Raw genomic sequence first — 21,503 nt, 5'->3', positions numbered from 1 at the left:
TTTTCCCTGTCCGTAACCAGGAATCGACGATGACCCGAGGCAAGCGCATCTACGTGCTGGATACCAACGTGCTGATGCACGATCCGACCGCGCTGTTCAAATTCGAGGAGCACGACATCTACCTGCCCATGCAGGTGATCGAGGAGCTGGACAACGGCAAGAAGGGCACCTCCGAAGCGAGCCGCAACGCCCGCCAGGTGAGCCGCTTCCTCAACGAGCTGGTGCAGGAATCGGGCCTGGACAACCTGGCCGACGGCATTCCGCTGCAGCGCCCCAACGGCCTGCAGCTGCGCGGCAAGCAGAGCGCCGGCAAACTGCGCTTCCAGACCAGCCATTTCGACGCGGGCAAGAGCTTTGGCAAGGTCATTCCGGACAATGCCATCCTCGGCGCGATCCTGGCCCTGAAGGAAGAAACCCCCGACCTGCCGGTGGTGTTCGTCTCCAAGGACATCAACCTGCGGATCAAGGCCGCCATCGCCGGCATCGTGTCCGAGGACTACGAGAACGATCGCGCGCTGGACGATTTCAGCCTGCTCTACACCGGCGCTACCGAGCTGCCGGAAGACTTCTGGAAACGCCACGGCGACGACCTGCGCAGCTGGAGCGACAAGGGCCGCTCGCATTACGAAATCCAGGCGCAGGACGGCGAGGAGTGGTATCCGAACCAGTACGTCTACCTGCCGGGCGAAGATGAAGTCGAGCTGCGCGTCAGCCGCGTGGTCGGCGATGGCAAGGTGGTGCTGTCGCTGGTCGATGATTTCCGCCACGGCAGCCACGCCGTGTGGGGCATCAGCGCACGCAACCGCGAGCAGAACTTCGCGCTCAACGCACTGATGGACCCGGAGATCGACTTTGTCACGCTGCTGGGCACCGCCGGCACCGGCAAGACCCTGCTGGCACTGGCCGCCGGCCTGGCGCAGACAATGGACCAGCAGCGCTACCGCGAGATCATCATGACCCGCGCCACGGTCAGCGTCGGCGAAGACATCGGCTTCCTGCCCGGTACCGAGGAAGAGAAGATGACGCCGTGGATGGGCGCGTTGACCGACAACCTGGAAGTGCTCACGCACAACCAGGAAGGCGGCACATGGGGCCGCCAGGCCACCAACGACCTGCTGGCCAGCCGCATCAAGATCCGCTCGATGAACTTCATGCGCGGCCGCACCTTCCTGTCGCGCTACCTGATCCTGGACGAGGCGCAGAACCTCACCCCCAAGCAGATGAAGACGCTGATCACCCGCGCCGGCCCCGGCACCAAGATCGTGTGCCTGGGCAACGTCGAGCAGATCGACACCCCGTACCTGACCGAGACCACCTCGGGCCTGACCTACGCGGTGGACCGCTTCAAGAACTGGCCGCATAGTGCGCACATCACCCTGCGCCGTGGCGAGCGTTCGCGCCTGGCCGATTACGCTTCGGAGGTGTTGTGAACCGCTGCACGCGCCTGTTGTTGCCCACGGCTGCGATCACCCTCGCCGCCGTGCTCGGTGCCTGTACGACCATGCGCGGGCCGGCCAGCGTGCCCACCGCCGAGCGCACCGGCCAGTCCTGGGTGGTCACCCGCCCGATCATCGCCGCGCAGGTGCTCGACACCTGCTCGCGCCCCAGCCCCGGCCGCGAGGCCGGGCGGGTATCGGGTTACTGGGCGCCCAGCCGGCAGCAGGTCGACCAGCTGGAGGCGAAGCTGTCGTCGCTGGAAGCGCAGGTCCCGAAGGTGCTGGACTTCGACCGCCAGTACGTCGGCATCGAAAGCGCCGGCAAGCGGCTGATCTACATCAACGCCTTCCACCTGCCTGACGACAGCGGCGTCAATCCGGCCCGCGAAGCGATCCGCGTCTGCGATGGCGGCGCACAGTTCTGGGGCGCCGTGTTCGACCCGGCCAGCAACACCTTCAGCGAGCTGCAGTTCAACGGCGGCTTCGGCGGGCCCTGAGGGGCCTCGCCGATGGGAATACGCCTGCCCACCTGGGTCTGGATCGGCGCGGTCGCACTCTCGTGCGTGGCCGGCATGGTCAACGTGGTCGGCTTCCTCGGGTTCGAGCATCAGGCGGTCAGCCACATGACCGGCAGCACCAGCCAGCTCGGCATGGCATTGGCCCAGGGCGACTGGCGCGCGGTCGGCCACCTCTGGGGCCTGCTGATCGCGTTCTCGCTGGGCGCGATGCTCAGCGGCCTGCTGATCCAGGACAGCACCCTGCAGCTGGGCCGGCGCTACGGCGTGGCACTGGCGCTGGAATCGGCTCTTTTGCTGGTGGCCATTCCGCTGTTTGAAGAGCACCAGATCTGGGGCGCACTGGCCGCCGCCATGGCCTGCGGCCTGCAGAATGCAATGGCTACGACCTTCAGCGGCGCGGTGGTACGCACCACCCATCTCAGCGGCATGTTCACCGATCTCGGCATCGGCCTGGGCCACCTGCTGCGCGGGCTGCCGTTGCAGGTACGACGACTGACCCTCAGCGGCCTGATCATCAGTGGCTTCCTCGCCGGCGGCGTGATCGGCGCCTGGCTGTTCGCGCGCTGGCAGTACGACGCCCTGCTTGCTCCCGCCCTGCTCACCGGCCTGACCGGCCTGGGCTATGTGGTGTACCAGCAGTGGGCGCGTTGGCGGCATTGAGGGCCGCGCTGCGGGGGCCAGATCCCTTTTCCTGCTGAAAAGGGATCTGACCCCGCCTGACGGATCAAAGGCATCCACGCATGGCGTGGATCTACCCTCCCCTGCGGGACCACGGCACAATCGCCTGATGAGCCCGACCACTCCCGTATCCGCCCTCACCATCGCCGGCTCCGACTCCGGCGGTGGCGCAGGCATCCAGGCCGACCTGAAGGCCTTTGCAGCACATCGCGTGCACGGACTCTCCGCGATCGCCGCACTGACCGCACAGAACACCCGTGGCGTCATCGCCGTGCACGTGCCGCCGATCGATTTCCTGCGTGCACAACTGGATGCCTGCTTCGATGACTTCGACATCCATGCGGTGAAGCTCGGCATGCTGGCCAACACCGAGATGATCAATGCCGTCGCCGATGCGTTGGAGCGCCATCACCCGCCACACGTAGTGCTGGACCCAGTGATGGTCGCCACCAGCGGCGCGCGCCTGCTGGAAGACAACGCTCTGCAGGCAATGCGTGAGCGGCTGATCCCGCTGGCCACGCTGATCACCCCGAACACGCCGGAAGCAGAGCTGCTGGCCGGACGGAAGATCGGCAACGGCGATGACGCCGAACAGGTGGCCTCCGCCCTGCTCGACCTGGGTGCCGGTGCGGTGCTGCTGAAAGGTGGCCACCTGCAGGAAGGCAACCGCGTAATCGACCGCTACTTCGACGGCGTGAGCAGCGAAGAATTCATCCACGCCCGCCTGCCGCTGGATGCACACGGCACTGGCTGCACGCTGGCCTCGGCCATCGCCGCGCAGCTGTGCAACGGCCTGAGCCTGGCCAACGCCTGCGAAGCCGGCATCGACTACGTTGCGCGCGGCCTGCAGCAGGGCTATGCCCCCGGCCGCAGCGAGGTACGGGTGCTCGACCACTTCGGCGCGGCACCGCACGCATGAACCTGACGCCGGCCCTCCTTCCAGTGCAGTGCAGCGACGGGCATCGCTACGAAGTGGTGGCCTGCATGCCCGCACAGCCCATCGCCCGCTTGTTGTGGCTGCCAGCGCTGGGTGTGGCCGCGCGCCACTACCTGCCGCTGGCACAGGCGCTGGCAGCGAAGGGCGTGGCGGTCTACCTGCATGAGTGGCGCGGCAACGGCAGCAGCTCGCTACGCCCGTCGCGCGCGCAGGACTGGGGCTACCGCGAGGTACTCGAGCAGGATCTGCCGGCCAGCCAAGCGGTCATGGCGGCCGCAGACGAGGAAGCAGGCCCCCTGCCCTGGATCATCGGTGGCCACAGCCTGGGCGGGCAGCTGGCCTGCGTGCATGCCGGCCGCAACCCTCTGCACTTCCATCACTTGTGGTTGGCGGCCAGCGGCTCACCGTTCTGGCGTGGATTCCCGCCACCGCGCGGCTGGCTGCTGCCACTGGTCTACCGCTTCCTGCCGTGGATCGCGCGGCGCCAGGGCGTGCTGCATGGCCGTCGCCTCGGCTTCGGTGGGACCGAAGCACGCGGACTGATCGCCGACTGGGCACGCGTCGGGCTGAACAACCACTACGCTGCCGCGGGCATGGGTGAAGACCTCGACGCACAGATGGCGCGCGTGCACGGCAGCGCACAGGCCGTACTGATGGAACACGACTGGTTGGCTCCGACCGGATCGATGCAGGCGTTGCTCGCAAAGCTGCCGAATGTGGACGCGAAGCTGCGCGTGCTGTCCGCGCAGGAACTGGGCACGCGCGCCGATCATTTCGCCTGGCTGAAGGCACCGGATGCCGTGGCGGACAGCTTTTTCATTCAGTTGGATGAAAATTTTCACAAAACTGTTGACGGTGTGCGCCGACATCCGCATAATTCCGCTCCTGTCGCAGGGCGCCCGTAGCTCAGTTGGATAGAGTACCTGGCTACGAACCAGGCGGTCGGGAGTTCGAATCTCTCCGGGCGCACCACTCGACAGGTTTTCAGCATCCGCCGCTGGAAATGTTTTAAAATTTGATTGTGTACCGCGCGCCCGTAGCTCAGTTGGATAGAGTACCTGGCTACGAACCAGGCGGTCGGGAGTTCGAATCTCTCCGGGCGCACCATACACAGTCGGCACAACAAGTTTATGTAATTGGCGCCCGTAGCTCAGTTGGATAGAGTACCTGGCTACGAACCAGGCGGTCGGGAGTTCGAATCTCTCCGGGCGCACCATTACACCGAAACAGCAGGCCTCGGCCTGCTGTTTTTTTATGTGTGTTTTTCGGCAGGGCTGCGCCCTGCACCTGCAGAAGCTACGGCCGGAGCAACAGCAACAGCTGGCATTCCGAGGGATGGCGGGGCGGCATGGGCAGGCAGGACACGCCGTAAACCCATCCATGGGGGCTCGATGGCGGCATCCATGCCGCCAACGGTCCTGCCTGCCCATGCCGCCCCACCTCTGACAGATTTCAGCGATCTGATGGATCCACGCCATGCGTGGATGAATCTCCGTCGGAATCGAATATTTCGAATCAAGATCGAAAAGCATCCACGCATGGCGTGGATCTATCGTGTCGACCAAGGTCGACACACACTAACAGCCCCAGGAATGTGTCGAAGGCGGGGTGGGTCCGGTTGCGGGAGTGTCCGCGGCATGGATGCCGCGGCCAAGCCCCCATGGGTGAGGGCGCTTTGCTTGCGAAGCACTGCTTCGCAAGCGCCCGAACGCACAGCCGCCAGCGGCTGGGCCGGACCGCGGAGCGGGGTCTACGGCGTCTCCCGCAACCGGACCCACCCCGCCATCCCTCAGCAAACCAGCTTCTGCTGTTGCTGTTGCTGTTGCTGTTGCTGTTGCTCTGGATCGTAGCGGGTACAGGGCGCAGCCCTGCCAATCCCCTACCCCTTGGCCATCGCCTGCCACCACTGCGACAGCAGCTCCGGCCTGCGTAGGCGCTCGCGCCACCAGCGCAGTGCCGCGCCATCCTCACCGGTGCGCCAGGCCAGCCAGAACGTTTCCTCCGGCTTGTGTTCCTCCACCTCGCGGATCACCAGCTGGCCACGCGCCACCGCAGCACGCGCGCATGGCTCGGGCAGGAAGCCGAAGCCCACGCCTTCGCACTGCAGCTTCAATTTGCTGGCCATGTCGGGCACGGTCAGCATCTCCTGCCCCATCAACAGGCCCACCGTGCGCGGCAGCAGCCTGCGCGCCGAATCGGAAACGGCGATCGCGCAATGCTCGACCAGCTGCTCACGGCCCAGCACGCCCTGCGCGTTGGCCAACGGATGATCGGGTGCCACCGCGAACACGAACGCCACCGTGCCCAGCGGCTCGACCACATAGCCGCCACCACTGGGCCCTTCGCCCGGCGCGCCGACCAACAGGTCGGCACGGCGGTCGAGCAGGGCCTCCCAGGTGCCGGACAGGGCCTCGCCGATCAACCGCAACCGGGTTGGTGCCTCGGCCTCACGGAATGCGGCGATATCCGGCCCAAGCAGCCAGGTCGGGAACACCGAATCCACCGCCAGGGTCAGTTCGGTCTCCCAACCCGACGCCACCCGGCGCACCCGCAGCTCCAGCTCGCGGGCCGCGCGCAGCAGGTGTCGGCCTTCGTCCAGCAGCGCGCGCCCGGCCTCGGTCAGCTCTGCACGTGGGCCGACCCGGTCGAACAGCTGCACGCCCAGAACCTCCCCCAGCTTGGCCACGGTATAGGAGATCGTCGAGGGCACCTTGTGCAGGGCCTTGCCGGCGGCGGCAAAGGAGCCACGGCGGTCGATGGCATCCAGGATCTGCAGGGCATCGAGGCTGAGCTTGAGCATTCGAATTTTTCGATGATGGTCGTCAAAACTATCCGTTTTTCAAACCCCGGACGCAAGCGGATACTTCTCTCCAACGGGGAAACACAGCGGTCACTGGTCCACCCCGCCCCATCGAAACCATCGAACAAGGAGATTCCCTCATGCTGCAGATCCGCAAGAGCGCTACCCGTGGCCTGGCCGAGCATGGCTGGCTGTCCTCGCGCCATACCTTCTCCTTCGCCAACTACTACGACCCCCGTTACGTCAGCTTCGGCCCGTTGCGGGTGATCAACGAAGACAAGGTGATCGGCGGCCAGGGCTTCGGCACCCACGGCCACAGCAACATGGAGATCATCTCCTACGTGCTGGGCGGTGCACTGGAACACAAGGACTCGATGGGCACCGGTTCGGTGCTGCGCTACGGCGACGTGCAGCGCATGAGCGCCGGCAGCGGCGTCACCCACAGCGAGTTCAACCACTCCGCCGACGAGACCGTGCATTTCCTGCAGATCTGGATCTTCCCGGACACCGAGAACATCGCGCCGTCCTACGAGGAGACCCACTTCACGCCGGACAGCAAGCGCGGCCAGCTGCGCCTGATCGCTTCGCCGGACGGTGCCGAGGGCTCGCTGCGCATCCACCAGGATGCCCGCATCTTCGCCACCATTCTTGATGGCGGCCAGAAGCTGCACCATGCGCTCGGCAACGGCCGTGGCGCCTAAGTGCAGGTGGCGCGTGGCCAGCTGCAGGTCAACGGCATCACCCTGGAAGCCGGTGACGCGCTGCAGGTCAGTGACGAAGCCCAGCTGACCCTGGAAAACGGCAACGACGCCGAAGTGCTGGTGTTCGACCTGCCGCTGTAAACACGCCCTGTCCTGAAGACGTGGCCCCGCGATGCGGAAAGGCATCGCCGGGCCCGCTGCGCCTGATGGACGGCCCGCAATCGTATTCGGCCTTCGGTGACCCGAATGCCCCTTGCCCGATGCGACTGGAAACGCTTTCATGACAGTGTTTATCCGGACCCGCTCTCGCATGACGCCTTCATCTCCGCGTGCCCAGCAGCACGCCACCCGTGCCGCCTTCTTCATTCCTGGATTCGCCACCGCCGCGTGGGCGCCGATGGTGCCTTACGCCAAGGCCAAGGCCGGGCTGACCGACGCCAGCCTGGGCGCCGTGCTGCTGTGCCTCGGGCTCGGCTCGCTGCTGGCGATGCCGCTGGCAGGTGCACTGACGGGGCGGTTGGGTTGCCGCCGGGTGATGGTGATCACCTGCGCGATGATGCTGTGCGCCCTGCCTTTGCTGGTGCTGGCACCCTCGCCGGTGTCGCTGGGCGCGGCGCTGTTCGTGTTCGGTGCCGGCGTCGGTGCACTGGATTGTGCGATGAACATGCAGGCGGTGGCGGTCGAGCGCGATGCCGGGCGCGCGATGATGTCCGGCTTCCACGCCTTCTACAGCATCGGTGGATTCGTCGGTGCTGGCTGCATGACCGGGCTGCTGATCCTCGGCACGCCGCTGTGGCTGGCCGCGCTGGTTTCGGTGGTGGCACTTCTGCTGGTTGCGATGCTGTCGGCGCCGCATTGGCGTCCGCAACGGATCCTGCACGAAGGCCCGCTGCTGGCACTGCCGCATGGCGTGGTGCTGTTCATCGGCGTACTGGCCTTCGTGGTGTTCCTCGCCGAGGGCTCGATGCTGGACTGGAGCGCCGTGTTCCTGGCCGAAGTGCGGCAGGTGCCGCGTGACCAGGCCGGGGCCGGCTTCGCGTTGTTCACCCTGGCGATGACGGCAATGCGCCTGTTCGGTGACGGCATCGTCGAGCACCTCGGCCGCACCCGCACCCTGGTCTTTGGCGGTATCACGGCCGCGGCAGGCTTCATCCTGGCCACGCTGGTGCCCTCGTTTCCGGTGGCGCTGGCCGGCTACGTACTGGTCGGGCTGGGCTGCGCCAACATCGTGCCGGCGCTGTTCTCGATGGCAGGCCAGCAGCGGGTGATGCCGGAAAGCATCGCCATCACTGCCGTGACCACACTGGGTTACGCCGGCATCCTCGCTGGCCCGGCTGCGATCGGCGCAGTGGCGCACGCCACCAGCCTCGGCTTTGCCTTCCTGTGCGTCGCCGTACTGCTGCTGGGCGTAGCCGCCTCCGCCCGCTCACTGGCCCGACGCGTGGCCTGACAGAAAAAGGGGACGGAGGGGATTAAGTCGCACCTGCCCCGAGTGTGCTGCAAACGACTTAATCCCCTCCGTCCCCTTTTTTCAGCCGTGTGCCAGCCATTCGGCCTGGGCCGGCAGCTGTGGGGCTGGGCACGCGCTCTGCGGGTGGTGCTGGTCGCGCGCCATCCAGTCATCGACCACGCCGGCCAGCAGGTCCAGCCGCAGCGGCAGGGTGATGTGGTCCTCTCCGCGCATTTCGATGTAGTGCGCGCGCGGGTTGGCCTGCGCAAGCTGCCGGCCCTGGCTGACTGGAATATGCTGATCACCCTGCCCGTGCAGCAGCAGCACGCAGGCGCGGGTATCGGCCAGCGCACGCGCAACGTCGACGCGGTCCAGATCGACATCGATACGGCGGCTTGCGGCGGCGATGACCTGGTTGATGTCCTGGCCCCCATAGCGCCAGCGTGCGTACGACGCCACCGCCTGCGCCCTCAGGCCCTCCGGCTGCAGTCCCATCAGGTGCGGGATCATCGTGCGGATCGCCGCACCGGCATTGGCGAACGATTCCATCGCCACCACCCCGGCTACCTGGTCCCCCAGCTTGTCGGCGGTGAACAGCGCCGTGGCCGCACCATAGGACACACCGAACAGGTACAGCGGGCCGGTCACTTCGCCGCGCGCGCGCAGCTCGCCGATGACATCGACGACGTCATCCGATTCATAGGTGCCATAGCCGGACGGACCTGCACCGGACTGGCCATGGTTGCGAAGGTCGAGCGTGACCACGCGGTAGCCGGACTCGGCCAGCTGCAGCGACCATGGCAGCATCGAATCACCATTCATCATCCACCCATGCAGCAGCACCACGGTGCCGCGTGGCGCCTGCGCGCGGAACGGCTGTGGCACGGCCAGACTCAGGCCGGTATCAAGAGGCAGGCCGTTCTCATGACGCTGCGGAAGGTAGTGGTACCGCGCGCCGTAGTCACCGGGGTCGAACACGCGCCAGAAGATCGGCACGCCATCGCGACCCGCTGCGAAGCCATGCCGGTTGGGCAGCCCGGCAATGGCCGCGGCGATGCGCGGGCGATCGAGCAGGGTCGACACGCCGCCTGGCGCGATCAACCGGTCGGCAAGCGAGGTGGACGAGGCGTTGATCGAGGATGAGCATGCAGCCAGCCACAGGCCGGCGCACGCCAGCAACAACAGCAGCAGGCGCTTCATGGGCAATCGGGAAAGGATGCGACAGCGTGGCAGGTTAACGACGAGGGCGCGGGCCATCTATCGCGCGTGGATGACGGCTTGATGACAATGCGGGATCGATTCAGGTTGTCACAATGGCGCGATCGACCTCGGCATTGATCCGGATCAATGAATACGCCGGCATGCTTGTCCACAGTGTCCCCATGCGCACCTCGTTCAAGCTCGCCATTGCCCTGGCCGCCGCGCTGGCCGCCGCCTATGGCATCGCCCGCAGCACGCCCTACTGGTTCGCACCTCGGCAGGCCGCGCAGGTCGACATCCACGACCCGGCGCTGATCGCGCAGGGGCAGTACCTGTCGCGCGTCGCCGACTGTGCGGCCTGCCACACCGCGCCGGGCGGCAAGCCGTTCGCCGGTGGCCTCGGCATGCAGACGCCGATGGGCACGATCTACTCGACCAACATCACGCCCGATCCGCAGACCGGCATCGGTGCCTACGATTACGCCGACTTCGAACGCGCGGTGCGCCGTGGCATCCGCCACGATGGCCAGCCGTTGTATCCGGCAATGCCGTACGCCTCGTACGTGGTTGCCCGCGACGCCGAGATCAAAGCGCTGTACGCCTATTTCATGGGCTCGGTGCAGCCGGTGAAGCAGGACAACGCCGACAGCACGATTCCATGGCCCGCCAACATGCGCTGGCCTCTGGCATGGTGGCAACTGCTGTTCGCACGCCCACGCAGCTTCAGCCCGGATCCGTCGCTGGACGCCGGCCAGCAGCGTGGTGCCGAACTGGTGGAAGGCCTGGCGCATTGCGGTGCCTGCCACACGCCACGCGGGCTGGCGTTCCAGGAAAAGGCGATGGCCGATGATGGCAGCCGCCAGTTCCTGTCCGGTTCGGTGCTGGAGGGCTGGTACGCGAAGAACCTGCGCAACGAATCGACCGGCCTGGCCAGCTGGAGCGAAGGCGAGATCGTCGACTTCCTGCGCACCGGCCGCACCGATCGTTCGGCGGCTTTCGGCGGCATGGCCGATGTGGTCGAGCACAGCACGCAGTACCTGTCCGACGCGGACCTGCTGGCGATGGCACGCTACCTGAAGCAGCTGCCCGCCCGCGAAGGACGCAGCGCACAGTGGTCGCTCGGCACCGACACCACCACCGCCGCACTGCGCAGCGGCGACTACCGCGTGGCCGGTTCGCTGGCCTATGCCGAGCACTGCCAGGCCTGCCACCGCGCCGACGGCCGCGGCATGCCTCGCGTCTATCCGGCCCTGGCCGGCAACTCGATCGTGTTCGCTGACGATCCCAGCTCGCTGGTGCAGGTGACCCTGATCGGCGGCCGCACGCCACAGACCCCGCACGACCGCATGGCCTTCACCATGCCAGGCTTCGAGCAGCTGCCGAACGCGCAGCTGGCACAGATCCTGACCTTCATCCGCAGCAGCTGGGGCAATCAGGCCAGCGCAGTGAGCGAGGTCGACGTGGCGCGCATGCGCCGGGTGGTGCGCGACAAGCCGGTGCACTACGTTCCGCAGGAGGCCGCACAATGAAGCGTTCGCGCACGCGTTCCCGCCTGCTGATCGGTAGTGCGATCACCCTGGTGCTGCTGGCCGGCGCCGGTACCCTCGCTTACCGTCATCTGTACCCGGATCCGGATGCCGCCGTGACCGGCACGATCGATATCCTCGATGCACAGGGCAAGGTGGTCGGCGCCTACCATGCGCCGAGCGCCGAAGAAATCGCCGGGCTCGGCAATGCCGAGTCGGTGATGCTCGGCCGCCGCATCCTCAACGAAACCGCACGACTGCTGCCGGACAACGTCGGCAACGATCTGAACTGCAATTCGTGCCACATGGCCGAGGGCAAGCGTCCCTTCGGCAACCACTACTTCAACACCGGTGGCGGCGCCTATCCGCGTTACATGCCGCGGCCTGGCAAGGTGATCGGCCTGACCGAACGCATCAATGGCTGCCTGCAGCGTTCGATGAACGGCAAGCCGCTGCCGAAGGACGCGCCACAGATGCGCGCGATGCTCGACTACATGGCGTGGCTAAACAGTGCAGTGCCGGACGGTGCAAAAGTCGCCGCGCCAAGCGAAGGGCCCATCGACAGCACGCTGGCCCCGGATCCGATCCGCGGCCAGGCGCTGTACGCCGCGCAGTGCGCTGCCTGCCACGGCGACAACGGCGAAGGCCGGCGCGACGCCAGTGGTGACATCGCTTTCCCGCCGCTGTGGGGCGACCACAGTTTCAACATCGGCGCCGGCATGGCGCGCCTCTACAAGGCGGCCGGTTTCGTCAAGCACAACATGCCACCGGCAGTGACCCGCGAACCTCCGCTGGGGCAACAGGTGATGCCCGACCAGGATGCGGTGGACATCGCCAGCTATTTCATCAACCAGCCGCGGCCGGACTTCGCCAACAAGGGCAAGGACTGGCCGCGCGACCCGAAACCCAAGGACGCGCGGTACTGATGCAGGCAGCAGCTGCGGGCCGTCACACAACACGGTTCCTGCATCTTCGCGTCATGCCGATGTCATTGGCGCTGCCGACACTCCGGGGCTTCCCTCTGCTGAAGGTCCGGTTTCGATGCGAACGATTGCGTGCTTTCCCCGTGTTTCGCTGCTTGCCCTGCTGATCGCCCCTGCACTGGACGCCCTGGCCGAAGCACCGCAGGGTGACGCGGCCGAGGCGCGCAGCACTGATGCCCGTACCCTGGACCAGGTGCAGGTGATCGGCCAGGCCACCAGCTACGCCAAGACCTCGGTGCGCGCGGAAACGCTGAACCGGCAGACCGTGATGAGCAGCGTCAACGATGCACTCAACGAGGTGCCCGGCGTGGTGGTCAGCGAAGCCGATGCCACCGGCTCGTCGGTGTGGGGCACGCAGATCAGTATGCGTGGCTTTGTCACCAACCGCGACACACAGCAGATCGGCACTACCATCGACGGCCTCCCCAACGGCGGTTCGGGTTACGGCGGCGGCTCGCTGGCCAACCGCTACATCGACACCCTCGACCTGGAAACGGTGGAAGTCAGCCAGGGCACTGCCGATATCTCCTCGCGCTCGAACGAGGCCCTGGGCGGCACGCTCAACTTCCTTACCAGCGACCCGCTGCAGGACAGCCGCCTGCGCTTCGTGGTCGGCGCCGGTGACAACGATGCGCGCAAGTACTACGTGCGCTACGACACCGGCCTGCTCGGCGGCCACACCCGCGCCTGGGTCAGCGCCTCCTCGTCGAAGGTGCACGACTGGATCGACGGCACCGGGCACGCCAGCAACGACCACATCGCCGGCAAGTTCATCACCGAACTGGACCGCTGGACGCTGACCGGCTACCTGTCCTACAACGATGCGGACGAGCCGGAATACACCAGCGTCTCACCGAAGGGCTTCGCGACCAATCCGGATCGCGACAACCTGGTCGGTACCCTCACCGGCATTCCCTACCTGGACCAGAACTACCGTTCCGGCTCGCGTGCGTTGCGCGAGAACACCTTCGGCTACCTGCGCGCGGCCTTCGACGCTGGCAACGGCTTCAAGGCCTCGGTGGCCGCCTACGGGCACCGCATGCAAGGCCGCGGCGACTGGCTGCCACCGTACCTGGCGCAGGTCAGCGATGACGGTGCCGGCCGCCCCGAATCGGAGTACATCGGTGGAAAGACCGTGTACGGCGGCAGCAATCGTGGCCAGATCTTCTTCGTCAATCCCGACGGCAGCGCCGCGCAGCGCCTGGCCAACTGCACACCGCGGCTGGGTTTCACTGCCGAATATGATCCGAACTGCTACGCCGGCAACGTGCTGGGCGCGCAGTCGTATCGCCACACCCACTACGACAACGACCGCATGGGCGTGACCGCCGACGTCGAGTGGCGGCAGACCTTCGGCACGGTCGACAACACGATCCGTGGCGGCCTGTGGGTGGAGCAGCTGGACCGATCGGCACGCCGCGACTGGCATCGCCTGCTCAACGTCGGCCAGGATATCGCCTTCGACCATCAGCCGTACTGGGTACAGTTCGAGGACAAGTACAAGGTTGACGAGCAGATGTACTACGTCGAGGACGTGGCGAGGTTCGGGCCGTTCAGCGCACGCCTGGGCGTGAAGCAGTTCTTCGTCGACCAGTCGCGCCGCCGCGTGATCGGTGCCAGCGAGCACGTCAGATCCGATTCCAGGTCCGACCCGCTGCTGTCCACCGGCTTGACCTGGGCGCCGGGCGTGGAAGGCATGGAGCTGTTCGCCGGCTTCTCGCAGAACTTCGCCGCGATTCCCTCCGGCGTGCTCGGCGAGACCGACCCGCAGCGCTTCCGCAACGTCGAGCCGGAAACCGCTGACAACATCGAAGTGGGCATGCGCATCAGCCGCTGGCCGCTGACGGCCTCGGTCACGCTGTACAACATCAAGTTCGACAACCGCATCGTCTACCTGCCGGCCGGCTTCGTCAGCGGCATCGACTACCTGGGCGAGACCGACGGCGTCTACGAGAACTTCGGCGGCGTGGAAAGCAACGGCCTGGAAGCGGCGTTCGGCTATGGCTGGGACAACGGCTGGCGCCTCAACGCCGCCTATACCTACAACCGCTCCAAGTACCTGGGCAGTGGCGATGCCGCGCGTGATACCCAGCTGGGCATCGTCGACGGCGCCAAGGTGATCGGCCAGCCCGAACAGACCCTCGTCCTGTCGGCGGACTGGCAGGGTGAGAACTGGAACTTCGGCCTGTCCGGCCGTTACCTGGGCACGCGCTATCTCGACGCCGCCAACGTCAACAAGCTGCCGTCGGCCACCGTGTTCAACGCCAACATCGGCTTCGACCTGCAGGGCCTGTCGCCGCGCCTGAAGGGCATGGGCGCCAACCTGGTGGTGAGCAACCTCACCGACAAGCGGTATCTTGCAGGGGTGGACGGCCGCGACAACGCCTTCATCGGCGCTCCGCGCACCGTCGGCATCTCTTTCCGCGTGGACCTGTGAGTGAGCCCGTGACCGATATCGGCCGACGCCGGTTGTTGCAGGCCGGCGTTGCCGCCGGCTTTTCTCCACTGCTGCCCAGCATCGCCCGGGCCGCCGCGATCGCCCCCGCCGCGCAGACGCGCAGCCTGGAAGACCTGCAGCACATCGTGGTGTTCATGCAGGAGAACCGTTCGTTCGACCACTACTTCGGCACGCTGCCGGGCGTACGTGGCTTCGGTGATCGGTTCGTCGCCCCGGCCGCCGCGCTGCAAGCTGGTGGCCGCGTCCGCAGCCTGTGGCTGCAGCCCGATGCCAGCGGCAAGCGCGCGATCGCGCCGTTCCCGCTGGATACCGCCGCGCGTTTCGGCTACATGCGCGTGGAAGGCACGCCGCATACCTGGCCCGATGCGCAGCGCGCCTGGGACCAAGGTCGCATGGGGCAATGGCCGAAGGCCAAGCAGAACCATTCGATGGGCTACTTCCAGCGCAGCGACCTGCCGTTCCAGTTCGCGCTGGCCGATGCCTTCACGATCTGCGATGCCTACCACTGCGCAATGCAGGCCGGCACCAACCCGAACCGGGTGTTCCTGTGGACCGGCCACAACGATCCGCAGGCCCACGCTGGTGGCCCGGTGATCGCCAACTCGCACGACAATTTCCCTGAACAGGGTGGGCACCCGGCGTCGTACCGCTGGACCAGCTATGTCGAGCGCCTGCAGAGGGGCGGCGTGTCCTGGCAGATCTACCAGGACATGGCCGACAACTTCACCGACAACCCGCTGGCGGGTTTCGAGGCCTTCCGTCAGGCCCACCGCGCGGCGCCAGGGCATGACCCGCAGCTGCGCGCTCGCGGGGTCAGCACGCGGGGCCTGACGCAGCTGCGCCAGGACGTCATTGACGGGCGCCTGCCGCAGGTCAGCTTCATCATCGCCGACGCGGCCGGCAGCGAACATCCCGGCCCGTCCAGCCCGGCACAGGGCGCGGCCTATACCGCACGCGTGCTGGATGCGCTGACCGCCGATCCGGACGTGTGGAGCCGCACCGCCCTGCTGCTGATGTTCGACGAGAACGATGGCTTCTTCGACCACATGCCGCCCCCTGCCCCGCCTTCGCCGGTGGACGGTGGCTGGGCGGGTGTATCCTCGGTCAGCACCGAAGGCGAGTACCACCGGCACCCGGCACCGGGTGACGAAAAGTACGATCTCGCCGAACTGCGCGGGCGCCCGTACGGTCTGGGACCGCGCGTGCCCCTGTACGTGATCTCGCCGTGGAGTCGCGGCGGCTGGGTCGATTCGCAGGTGTACGACCACACCTCGGTCATACGGCTGATCGAGCGCCGCTTTGGCGTGGCCGCACCGGACATCTCGCCGTGGCGCCGCGCGGTCTGCGGCGACCTCAGCACTGCGTTCGACTTTGCCCAGCGCGATACCCGCCCGTTCGTCCGCGGCCTGCCCGACGTGAGTGCGGTTGCCGCACGCGCCGCTGCCTTGCCGGGACGCACCGTGCCCACGCTGCCAGAGGGGCTGAAACCAGCGAAACAGGAAAGCGGTGTACGCCCGGCGCGCGCCCTGCCCTATCGTCCGCAGGCATCGATTGCCGCAGTCGATGCCTCGGGTGTGGATCTGACGCTGTCCTGCGAAGGCGCGGCGGCCGTGCTGCATGTCTACGATCGGCTGCGGCTGGATGCGGTACCACGCCGCTACACGCTGCTGCCAGGTACGCCACTGCGCGAGCGCTGGCCGCTGGACGCCCAGGGTCGCTATGACCTTTGGCTGCTTGGTCCGAACGGCTTCCACCGCCACTTCCAGGGTGCGGTCAAGGCGCCTGCCGTGCAGGCTTCGATCGAGCGCGCGGACGGCCAGCTACGGCTGCAGCTGCGCAATCTGCACAACAGCGCGCAGAATGTGCGGGTGCAGGCCGGCGCCTATGCCGGGCACATGCCGGAGCAGGCGCTGGTGCTGCCGGCGCATGCTGAGGCCACGGTGGCGTGGGACGCGGCGCCCACCGCAGGGTGGTACGACCTGCGCATCGGTGCGGGCGACAGTGCACTGCGACTGGCCGGCCGCGCCGAGGATGGGCGCCCCGGCACCAGTGACCCGGCAATGGGCAGCGAGCCATTGCGGTTCGAGCACGATTGAGGAGCCCTCTGTAGAGCCGAGCCCATGCTCGGCTGCTTCGTCGGGGCAATGCGACCAGGGCGAGAAGCAGCCGAGCATGGGCTCGGCTCTACGGGGCAGATCGGCAGATTCAGGCCTCCTGCAGCCCCGGCCGGCCGTGCTCCACCGCATAGCGCTTCCAGCTCTGCAGCGCGCCATTCGGCTGCATTACGGTATCCAGCGTCTTCATGTCGCCGATCCACGCATCGCGGGTGACATCGCACAGCACGTAGCCACGCTTGTCGGTGGTCGCCTTCAGGTAGGGACTGTGCGCAAGCTGGTTCATGGCATACGCGTCCACGCCCTGGCCGTCGGCACCGGAAGTGATCGAGGTGGCGAGGAACTCGCTGGAGACCACACCCGAGTCACGGTGGTCCTGTACCAGATCGCTGGCGTAGTGGCGATGCGCGTCGCCGCAAGCGGTCACCACGTTGCCGAAGCCCACCTTCTGGATGTGATCGAGCAGGCGTCGGCGGCTGTCCAGATAGCCCGACCACTGGTCGTCGGACGACTGCACTACCCCGTCCTTCTCGCGCATGTAGTTGCCCAGCGCCACCTGGTGGGCGATGGTATGCCAGCGCGGCGCCGCATCGGCCAAGCCGTCGAACAGCCAGCGTTCCTGCTTCGCCCCCACAATGCTGCGCTCCGGCGATTCCACCTCCTCACGCAGCGCCATGTTCACCTGCTTGCTGCGGTACTGGCGGGTGTCGAGCAGGTGCAGATCCATCAGCGTGCCGTAGCGTGCGCGCCGGTACATCTGTATGTGGCCATCGCGCGGGAATGCCGTACGGCGCAGCGGCATGTTCTCGTAGTAGGCCTGGAACGCCTGCGCGCGCCGCAGCAGGAACACTTCGCTGGGCGTATCGTCCTGGTCTTCGGCGCCGGCCCAGTTGTTGTCCACTTCGTGGTCATCGAAGGTGACGAACCAGGGGGCCGACGCATGCGCGGCCTGCAAGTCGGCGTCGCTCTTGTACTGGGCGTAGCGGCGGCGGTAATCATCCAGCGTATAGATCTGCGGGCCGACGTGGTTGCGCAGGTTGGTGAACGGCTGGCCGTTCATCTTCCGCGGGCCCGGCTGGCTTTCGCCTTCGTAGATGTAATCGCCATAGTGGAAGACGAAATCGAGCGGTTCCTCGGCGATGCGTCGCCATGCGGTGTAGTGGCCTTCTTCGTAGTGCTGGCAACCAGCCACCACAAAGCGCACGCGATCCACCGCCGCCGTGGCTGCCGGCAGCGTGCGCGTACAACCCACTGCGCTGGCGTGGCCGCCTACGGTGAAGCGGTACCAGTAGGGCCGTCCGGGCGCCAGCCCGTCCAGCTCCACGTGCACCGCGTGGCCGAGTTCGGGATGCGCGAGGGCCGAACCCTGGCGTACCACCTTGCGCATGCCTTCGTCTGCTGCCAGCTGCCACTCGACCACCATCGGCCGGGCCGGCATGCCACCACCGAACACCAGTGGCTCGGTCGCCAGCCGTGTCCACAGCACCATGCCATCGGCCGAGGGATCACCCGAGGCCACGCCCAGGGTGAAGGGCGTGCTGGCAAAGCGCGGCGAGGCCAGCAGGTTGCGTGGGTTCAGTGCAGTGGCGTCGGTCTGCGCGGCCAGTGCGCACGCCGTGCCCATCCAGGCCCCTGCGGCCGACAGGCCGGCCAAGGCCAGGAATCGCCTGCGATTGATCGTCTCCACGGATGCCCCCTCAGTTGTAGATGATGTGGAAATAGAAGAAGCGGCCGTAGTCGTCGATCTCGGTTCGGAAACGCCCGTTCGGACCGGTGCTGTAGGTGGGCTGCGTGTTGAACAGGTTCTTGGCCTCGTACTTCAGTGTTACGTGCTTGCCGACCTTGTGGCTGAAAGCCATGTTGAACGTCATGTATGGGTCGTAGTACGAATCCAGCCATTCGGTGTCACCGAAGTCGACCAGCATCCGGCTGCGGTAGGTTCCGGACAGGCGCAGTTGCGAGCTCTTCCACGGCATGCGCCAGATCACCGACCCATTGAGCGACCAGTCCGGCTGGTACAGCAGGCGGTCCAGGCGCCGCTCGGTGCCATCGGTGATGCGGTAGTTGGTCTGGCCTTCCAGACGCGTCGCGTTGAAGTACATGTCGAAGCGCTGGCGGCCCCACTGCAGATTGCGATTGGCCACCGCGAACTCAACGCCACGCAGCTTCGACTCGTCGGTGTTCATCGGCTGGGTGACCCGGTAGCGGGTGTCCCCCACGTTCTCGAACGTGGTCAGGGTGTAGATATCGTCCTTGATCACCTTGTCGAACAGCGCCACCGAGACCAGGCCATTGTTGCCGTTGAAATACAGGTCCCACGCCAGGTCGACGTTGGTGGAACGGCGCGGCTGCAGGTTGGCATTGCCCTGCTTGATGGTGCAGAAGCCCCTGCCCTCCTCGTCATCGCCACAGCTGGTGCTGGTGGCCTGGGCGATGTTGCTCGGCGTCGGCCGGCCCAGCGTACGGCTGGCGGAGAAGCGCAGGCGCTGGTCCTCGCTCAGCTTGAACGTCGCATTCAACGAAGGCAGCAGGTTGTTGTAGCCACCGCTCGTGTTGCGGAAGGCGGACGTATACGTACTGCCGCCATCATCGCTGAACGGGCTGTAGGCATTGAAGCGGGTGTGGTCGTAACGCAGGCCGCCGATCAGCAGCAGCCGGTCCCAGGCGTAGTGAGCGGACACATAGGCATTGGTGATGTCCTCCACGTACTTGTAGTCGCTGGTGAAGTTGGCATTCGGATACGCCGCATTGTTGTTGCCCAGCTTCGGCAGCAGTTCCTCGTTCCACTTGCGGTTGTCGATCAGCGGGAAGCCCGGCACGCTGCCCAGCAGCGTCGAACCCGGATACAGGTAATCGTTGAGCGTGGCACTGCTCTTGAAGTAGTCGAAGTCGATGTCCTGCCAGATCTTCAGGTGGCGGTACTCGGCGCCGGTGGCCAGGCCGAAGCCACGCGCATCGGCATCGATGTTGTAGCTGAAGTCCGCGCGCAGGTTGTCGATGCTCTCCTTGGCATCGCGTGGGGAGACATAGGCCTGCGCCGGATTGAGCTTGAACGCGGAGCTGGTCAGCAGGCTGGAATCAGAAACCGCTACCGCGTTTGGGAACCCGTGACTGTCATTTTCGTAGTCGACGAACAGATTGCTTGGATAGGCGCGCACGCCCCAGTAGACCTGGTTGTTGTGGAAGGTCTCTTCGGTGTGGCCACCACGCAGGGTCAGGCGCGAACGGTCGCCGACGTCCCAGTTGAAGCTGGCGATGGCGCCACGGTTGCTGCGGTCCCAGCGGTCGTGGCGGTTCTTGATGTAGATGCTGTTGATCTGCGTGGTGCCGCTGTCCTCGGTCTGGTTGCGGATCGGAAACTTGGCGTTGCCGTACAGATCCGTCTTGTTCATCGTCGAGTTCTCGTAGAACCGGTACGAGTACAGCAGCAGCGATGCGTAGAACGGATCATCCGAGGGCTTCCACTCAAGCTTGGCGGAGCCACCGAAGTTGGTGATGAAGTTGGTATAGGTGCCGGTACTGAAGTTGCCAGGCGCACGCAGGCCGTTCCAACCCTTGGCCTCGTCCGGACCCGTGATGCCGTCGGTGAGGTATTTTCCAGCGTCGTTGTAGTAGTAGTTCGACTCCACCCAGCGCTTGACGCTGTTGCGTGAACGCTGCTCATAGCGTGCCACCGCAACGATGCCGAATTCCTGGTCGGCGCCGAACTGGTTGGAGAACACCATCTTGGCACTCTTGCCGAAATGGCCCAGGGTCTCGTGGTTGCCGCCGGCACTGCGCTCGACGTTGGTCTCGGCTGTGGAATAGATGCCTGCCACATCGGCAAACACGTACCTGCCCGACCGGTCGAAGGCGCTGCGGCTGATGATGTCGATCACACCGCCGATCGCATCCGGTGCCTGCTCTGCGCTGAAGCTCTTGTAGATGTCGGTTCGGGTACCGATGTCGCTGGGAATCAGCTGCAGATTGTTCATGCGCTCCCCGGAGCCACTGCCCCCCACGCTGGCGATCGCGATGCCATCGATGGTGGTGTAGTTGAGGTTGGCCTGCACGCCGCGCACGGTCACGTAGCGTGGTTCGCCGGCATCCTCCACTGCACTCAGGCCTGGAGCGGCCATCAGGCTCTCGGCCAGGGTCTCGTCGCCGTAGCTGTCCATCTCGTCGTAGACCACCGAATCCTTGATCACCGGCGACGACTTCTTCTGGTCGATGACCTCATGCGCGGCAATCACCTTCACCGTGCCCAGGGTCGGCGCCAGCACCGCCCCGGCCTCGCGCGGCATCGGCGCGGCTGGCTTCGGCGCATTGCGTGCGGGTGCCGGATCGATGGCGATGACATTGCCATCCACCACGGTGTAGCCAAGGCCGGTACCCGCCAGCAGTGCGTCCAACGCCTGCTTGACGGTGGCGCCCCGCGGCACAGCCCCGGCCATGTGCGCTTCACCGCTGCCCGAGTACAGGAACTGCACGCCGGAACTGCGCGACAGCTGCTCAAGCGCACGTGCCAGCGGTTGCGCCGCGATCGCCGCCGACACGCGGGCTTCAAGGCCATCGGCAGTGGCCGCGGCCGCGGCCGCCATTGTCACGCTGCAGGGAGACAGGGCGAGGATGATCGACAGGTAGAGCGTGTTGCGCATCACGGGTCCTTGGAAGAGAAAAGGCTGCGAGGTCGCCGCGTGACTTGGCAGCGGCTTCTCCCAAG

14 protein-coding genes, 3 tRNA genes and 1 pseudogene are annotated in these 21,503 nt (G+C 66.2%); 14 read left to right on the top strand and 4 right to left on the bottom strand.

The window, feature by feature from the left end:
* Nucleotides 1–29: 29 nt before the first annotated feature.
* From ROV93_RS02875 to ROV93_RS02840, 8 genes are all read left to right on the top strand, one after another.
* Entirely contained in the window at nucleotides 30–1,430 is a 1,401-nt protein-coding gene (locus ROV93_RS02875) for a PhoH family protein (protein ID WP_005409049.1), read from the top strand.
* Nucleotides 1,427–1,933 (top strand): hypothetical protein, encoded by a 507-nt coding sequence (locus tag ROV93_RS02870; RefSeq protein ID WP_072168342.1) that lies wholly within the window; start codon nucleotides 1,427–1,429, stop codon nucleotides 1,931–1,933. Before ROV93_RS02875 ends, ROV93_RS02870 begins: the two co-directional genes overlap by 4 nt.
* 12 nt (nucleotides 1,934–1,945) lie before the next feature.
* Complete coding sequence (locus ROV93_RS02865; protein ID WP_053500054.1) at nucleotides 1,946–2,614, top strand: YoaK family protein; 669 nt, start codon at nucleotides 1,946–1,948, stop codon at nucleotides 2,612–2,614.
* A 127-nt stretch (nucleotides 2,615–2,741) separates the two neighbouring features.
* On the top strand, nucleotides 2,742–3,551 hold the full coding sequence (thiD, locus tag ROV93_RS02860; RefSeq protein WP_072168344.1) for a bifunctional hydroxymethylpyrimidine kinase/phosphomethylpyrimidine kinase: 810 nt from the start codon (nucleotides 2,742–2,744) through the stop codon (nucleotides 3,549–3,551).
* Nucleotides 3,548–4,474 carry an alpha/beta fold hydrolase gene (locus ROV93_RS02855; protein WP_072168345.1) on the top strand — a complete coding sequence of 309 codons (927 nt, stop codon included), beginning with the start codon at nucleotides 3,548–3,550 and terminating at the stop codon, nucleotides 4,472–4,474. The genes thiD and ROV93_RS02855 overlap by 4 nt, the downstream gene beginning before the upstream one ends.
* Nucleotides 4,465–4,541 (top strand) — tRNA-Arg (locus tag ROV93_RS02850). The genes ROV93_RS02855 and ROV93_RS02850 overlap by 10 nt, the downstream gene beginning before the upstream one ends.
* 58 nt (nucleotides 4,542–4,599) lie before the next feature.
* Nucleotides 4,600–4,676: transfer RNA gene (locus tag ROV93_RS02845), tRNA-Arg, on the top strand.
* Between the two features lie 32 nt (nucleotides 4,677–4,708).
* Nucleotides 4,709–4,785, top strand: a tRNA-Arg gene (locus ROV93_RS02840).
* Between the two features lie 663 nt (nucleotides 4,786–5,448).
* On the opposite strand, the gene ROV93_RS02835 is transcribed toward ROV93_RS02840, so the two are convergent.
* Nucleotides 5,449–6,369, bottom strand: coding sequence for a LysR family transcriptional regulator (locus ROV93_RS02835; protein WP_312538526.1), 921 nt, complete (start codon nucleotides 6,367–6,369; stop codon nucleotides 5,449–5,451).
* 140 nt (nucleotides 6,370–6,509) lie between these two features.
* On the opposite strand from ROV93_RS02835, the pseudogene ROV93_RS02830 reads away from it, so the two are divergent.
* Together ROV93_RS02830 and ROV93_RS02825 are read left to right on the top strand one after the other, a co-directional pair.
* Nucleotides 6,510–7,211, top strand: a pseudogene (locus tag ROV93_RS02830) (pirin family protein).
* 169 nt (nucleotides 7,212–7,380) lie between these two features.
* Nucleotides 7,381–8,520 carry an MFS transporter gene (locus ROV93_RS02825; RefSeq protein WP_072166660.1) on the top strand — a complete coding sequence of 380 codons (1,140 nt, stop codon included), beginning with the start codon at nucleotides 7,381–7,383 and terminating at the stop codon, nucleotides 8,518–8,520.
* Between the two features lie 81 nt (nucleotides 8,521–8,601).
* Here ROV93_RS02825 and ROV93_RS02820 read toward each other — a convergent pair whose 3' ends face one another.
* Complete coding sequence (locus tag ROV93_RS02820) at nucleotides 8,602–9,720, bottom strand: alpha/beta fold hydrolase (RefSeq protein WP_180890299.1); 1,119 nt, start codon at nucleotides 9,718–9,720, stop codon at nucleotides 8,602–8,604.
* Between the two features lie 182 nt (nucleotides 9,721–9,902).
* On the opposite strand from ROV93_RS02820, the gene ROV93_RS02815 reads away from it, so the two are divergent.
* From ROV93_RS02815 to ROV93_RS02800, 4 genes are all read left to right on the top strand, one after another.
* On the top strand, nucleotides 9,903–11,249 hold the full coding sequence (locus ROV93_RS02815) for a cytochrome c (RefSeq protein WP_072166662.1): 1,347 nt from the start codon (nucleotides 9,903–9,905) through the stop codon (nucleotides 11,247–11,249).
* On the top strand, nucleotides 11,246–12,172 hold the full coding sequence (locus ROV93_RS02810) for a c-type cytochrome (protein ID WP_072166663.1): 927 nt from the start codon (nucleotides 11,246–11,248) through the stop codon (nucleotides 12,170–12,172). Before ROV93_RS02815 ends, ROV93_RS02810 begins: the two co-directional genes overlap by 4 nt.
* Before the next feature lie 115 nt (nucleotides 12,173–12,287).
* Nucleotides 12,288–14,666, top strand: coding sequence for a TonB-dependent receptor (locus ROV93_RS02805; protein ID WP_180890297.1), 2,379 nt, complete (start codon nucleotides 12,288–12,290; stop codon nucleotides 14,664–14,666).
* Between the two features lie 8 nt (nucleotides 14,667–14,674).
* Nucleotides 14,675–16,783, top strand: a complete 2,109-nt coding sequence (locus ROV93_RS02800) for a phospholipase C, phosphocholine-specific (protein ID WP_072166666.1) — start codon at nucleotides 14,675–14,677, stop codon at nucleotides 16,781–16,783.
* 109 nt (nucleotides 16,784–16,892) lie between these two features.
* Here ROV93_RS02800 and ROV93_RS02795 read toward each other — a convergent pair whose 3' ends face one another.
* Together ROV93_RS02795 and ROV93_RS02790 are read right to left on the bottom strand one after the other, a co-directional pair.
* Complete coding sequence (locus tag ROV93_RS02795; RefSeq protein ID WP_072166667.1) at nucleotides 16,893–18,488, bottom strand: alkaline phosphatase D family protein; 1,596 nt, start codon at nucleotides 18,486–18,488, stop codon at nucleotides 16,893–16,895.
* Nucleotides 18,489–18,498: 10 nt separating this feature from the next.
* Complete coding sequence (locus ROV93_RS02790; protein WP_072166669.1) at nucleotides 18,499–21,438, bottom strand: TonB-dependent receptor; 2,940 nt, start codon at nucleotides 21,436–21,438, stop codon at nucleotides 18,499–18,501.
* Nucleotides 21,439–21,503 lie beyond the last annotated feature (65 nt).

Origin of the sequence: Stenotrophomonas maltophilia group sp. msm4 (assembly GCF_032025605.1) — a bacterium.
Lineage (GTDB): Bacteria > Pseudomonadota > Gammaproteobacteria > Xanthomonadales > Xanthomonadaceae > Stenotrophomonas > Stenotrophomonas sepilia.
Note: the sequence above shows the minus strand (reverse complement) of the source record. Positions and strands in the feature narration are given on the sequence as shown.

Bases quoted from the DNA above. Each gene is read 5' to 3' on its own strand.
- ROV93_RS02820 (WP_180890299.1), bottom strand. From the start codon at position 9,720: ATGAAGCGCCTGCTGCTGTTGTTGCTGGCGTGCGCCGGCCTGTGGCTG.
- thiD (WP_072168344.1), top strand. From the start codon at position 2,742: ATGAGCCCGACCACTCCCGTATCCGCCCTCACCATCGCCGGCTCCGAC.
- ROV93_RS02825 (WP_072166660.1), top strand. From the start codon at position 7,381: ATGACGCCTTCATCTCCGCGTGCCCAGCAGCACGCCACCCGTGCCGCC.
- ROV93_RS02875 (WP_005409049.1), top strand. From the start codon at position 30: ATGACCCGAGGCAAGCGCATCTACGTGCTGGATACCAACGTGCTGATG.
- ROV93_RS02835 (WP_312538526.1), bottom strand. From the start codon at position 6,369: ATGCTCAAGCTCAGCCTCGATGCCCTGCAGATCCTGGATGCCATCGAC.
- ROV93_RS02865 (WP_053500054.1), top strand. From the start codon at position 1,946: ATGGGAATACGCCTGCCCACCTGGGTCTGGATCGGCGCGGTCGCACTC.
- ROV93_RS02805 (WP_180890297.1), top strand. From the start codon at position 12,288: ATGCGAACGATTGCGTGCTTTCCCCGTGTTTCGCTGCTTGCCCTGCTG.
- ROV93_RS02790 (WP_072166669.1), bottom strand. From the start codon at position 21,438: ATGCGCAACACGCTCTACCTGTCGATCATCCTCGCCCTGTCTCCCTGC.
- ROV93_RS02810 (WP_072166663.1), top strand. From the start codon at position 11,246: ATGAAGCGTTCGCGCACGCGTTCCCGCCTGCTGATCGGTAGTGCGATC.
- ROV93_RS02855 (WP_072168345.1), top strand. From the start codon at position 3,548: ATGAACCTGACGCCGGCCCTCCTTCCAGTGCAGTGCAGCGACGGGCAT.
- ROV93_RS02815 (WP_072166662.1), top strand. From the start codon at position 9,903: ATGCGCACCTCGTTCAAGCTCGCCATTGCCCTGGCCGCCGCGCTGGCC.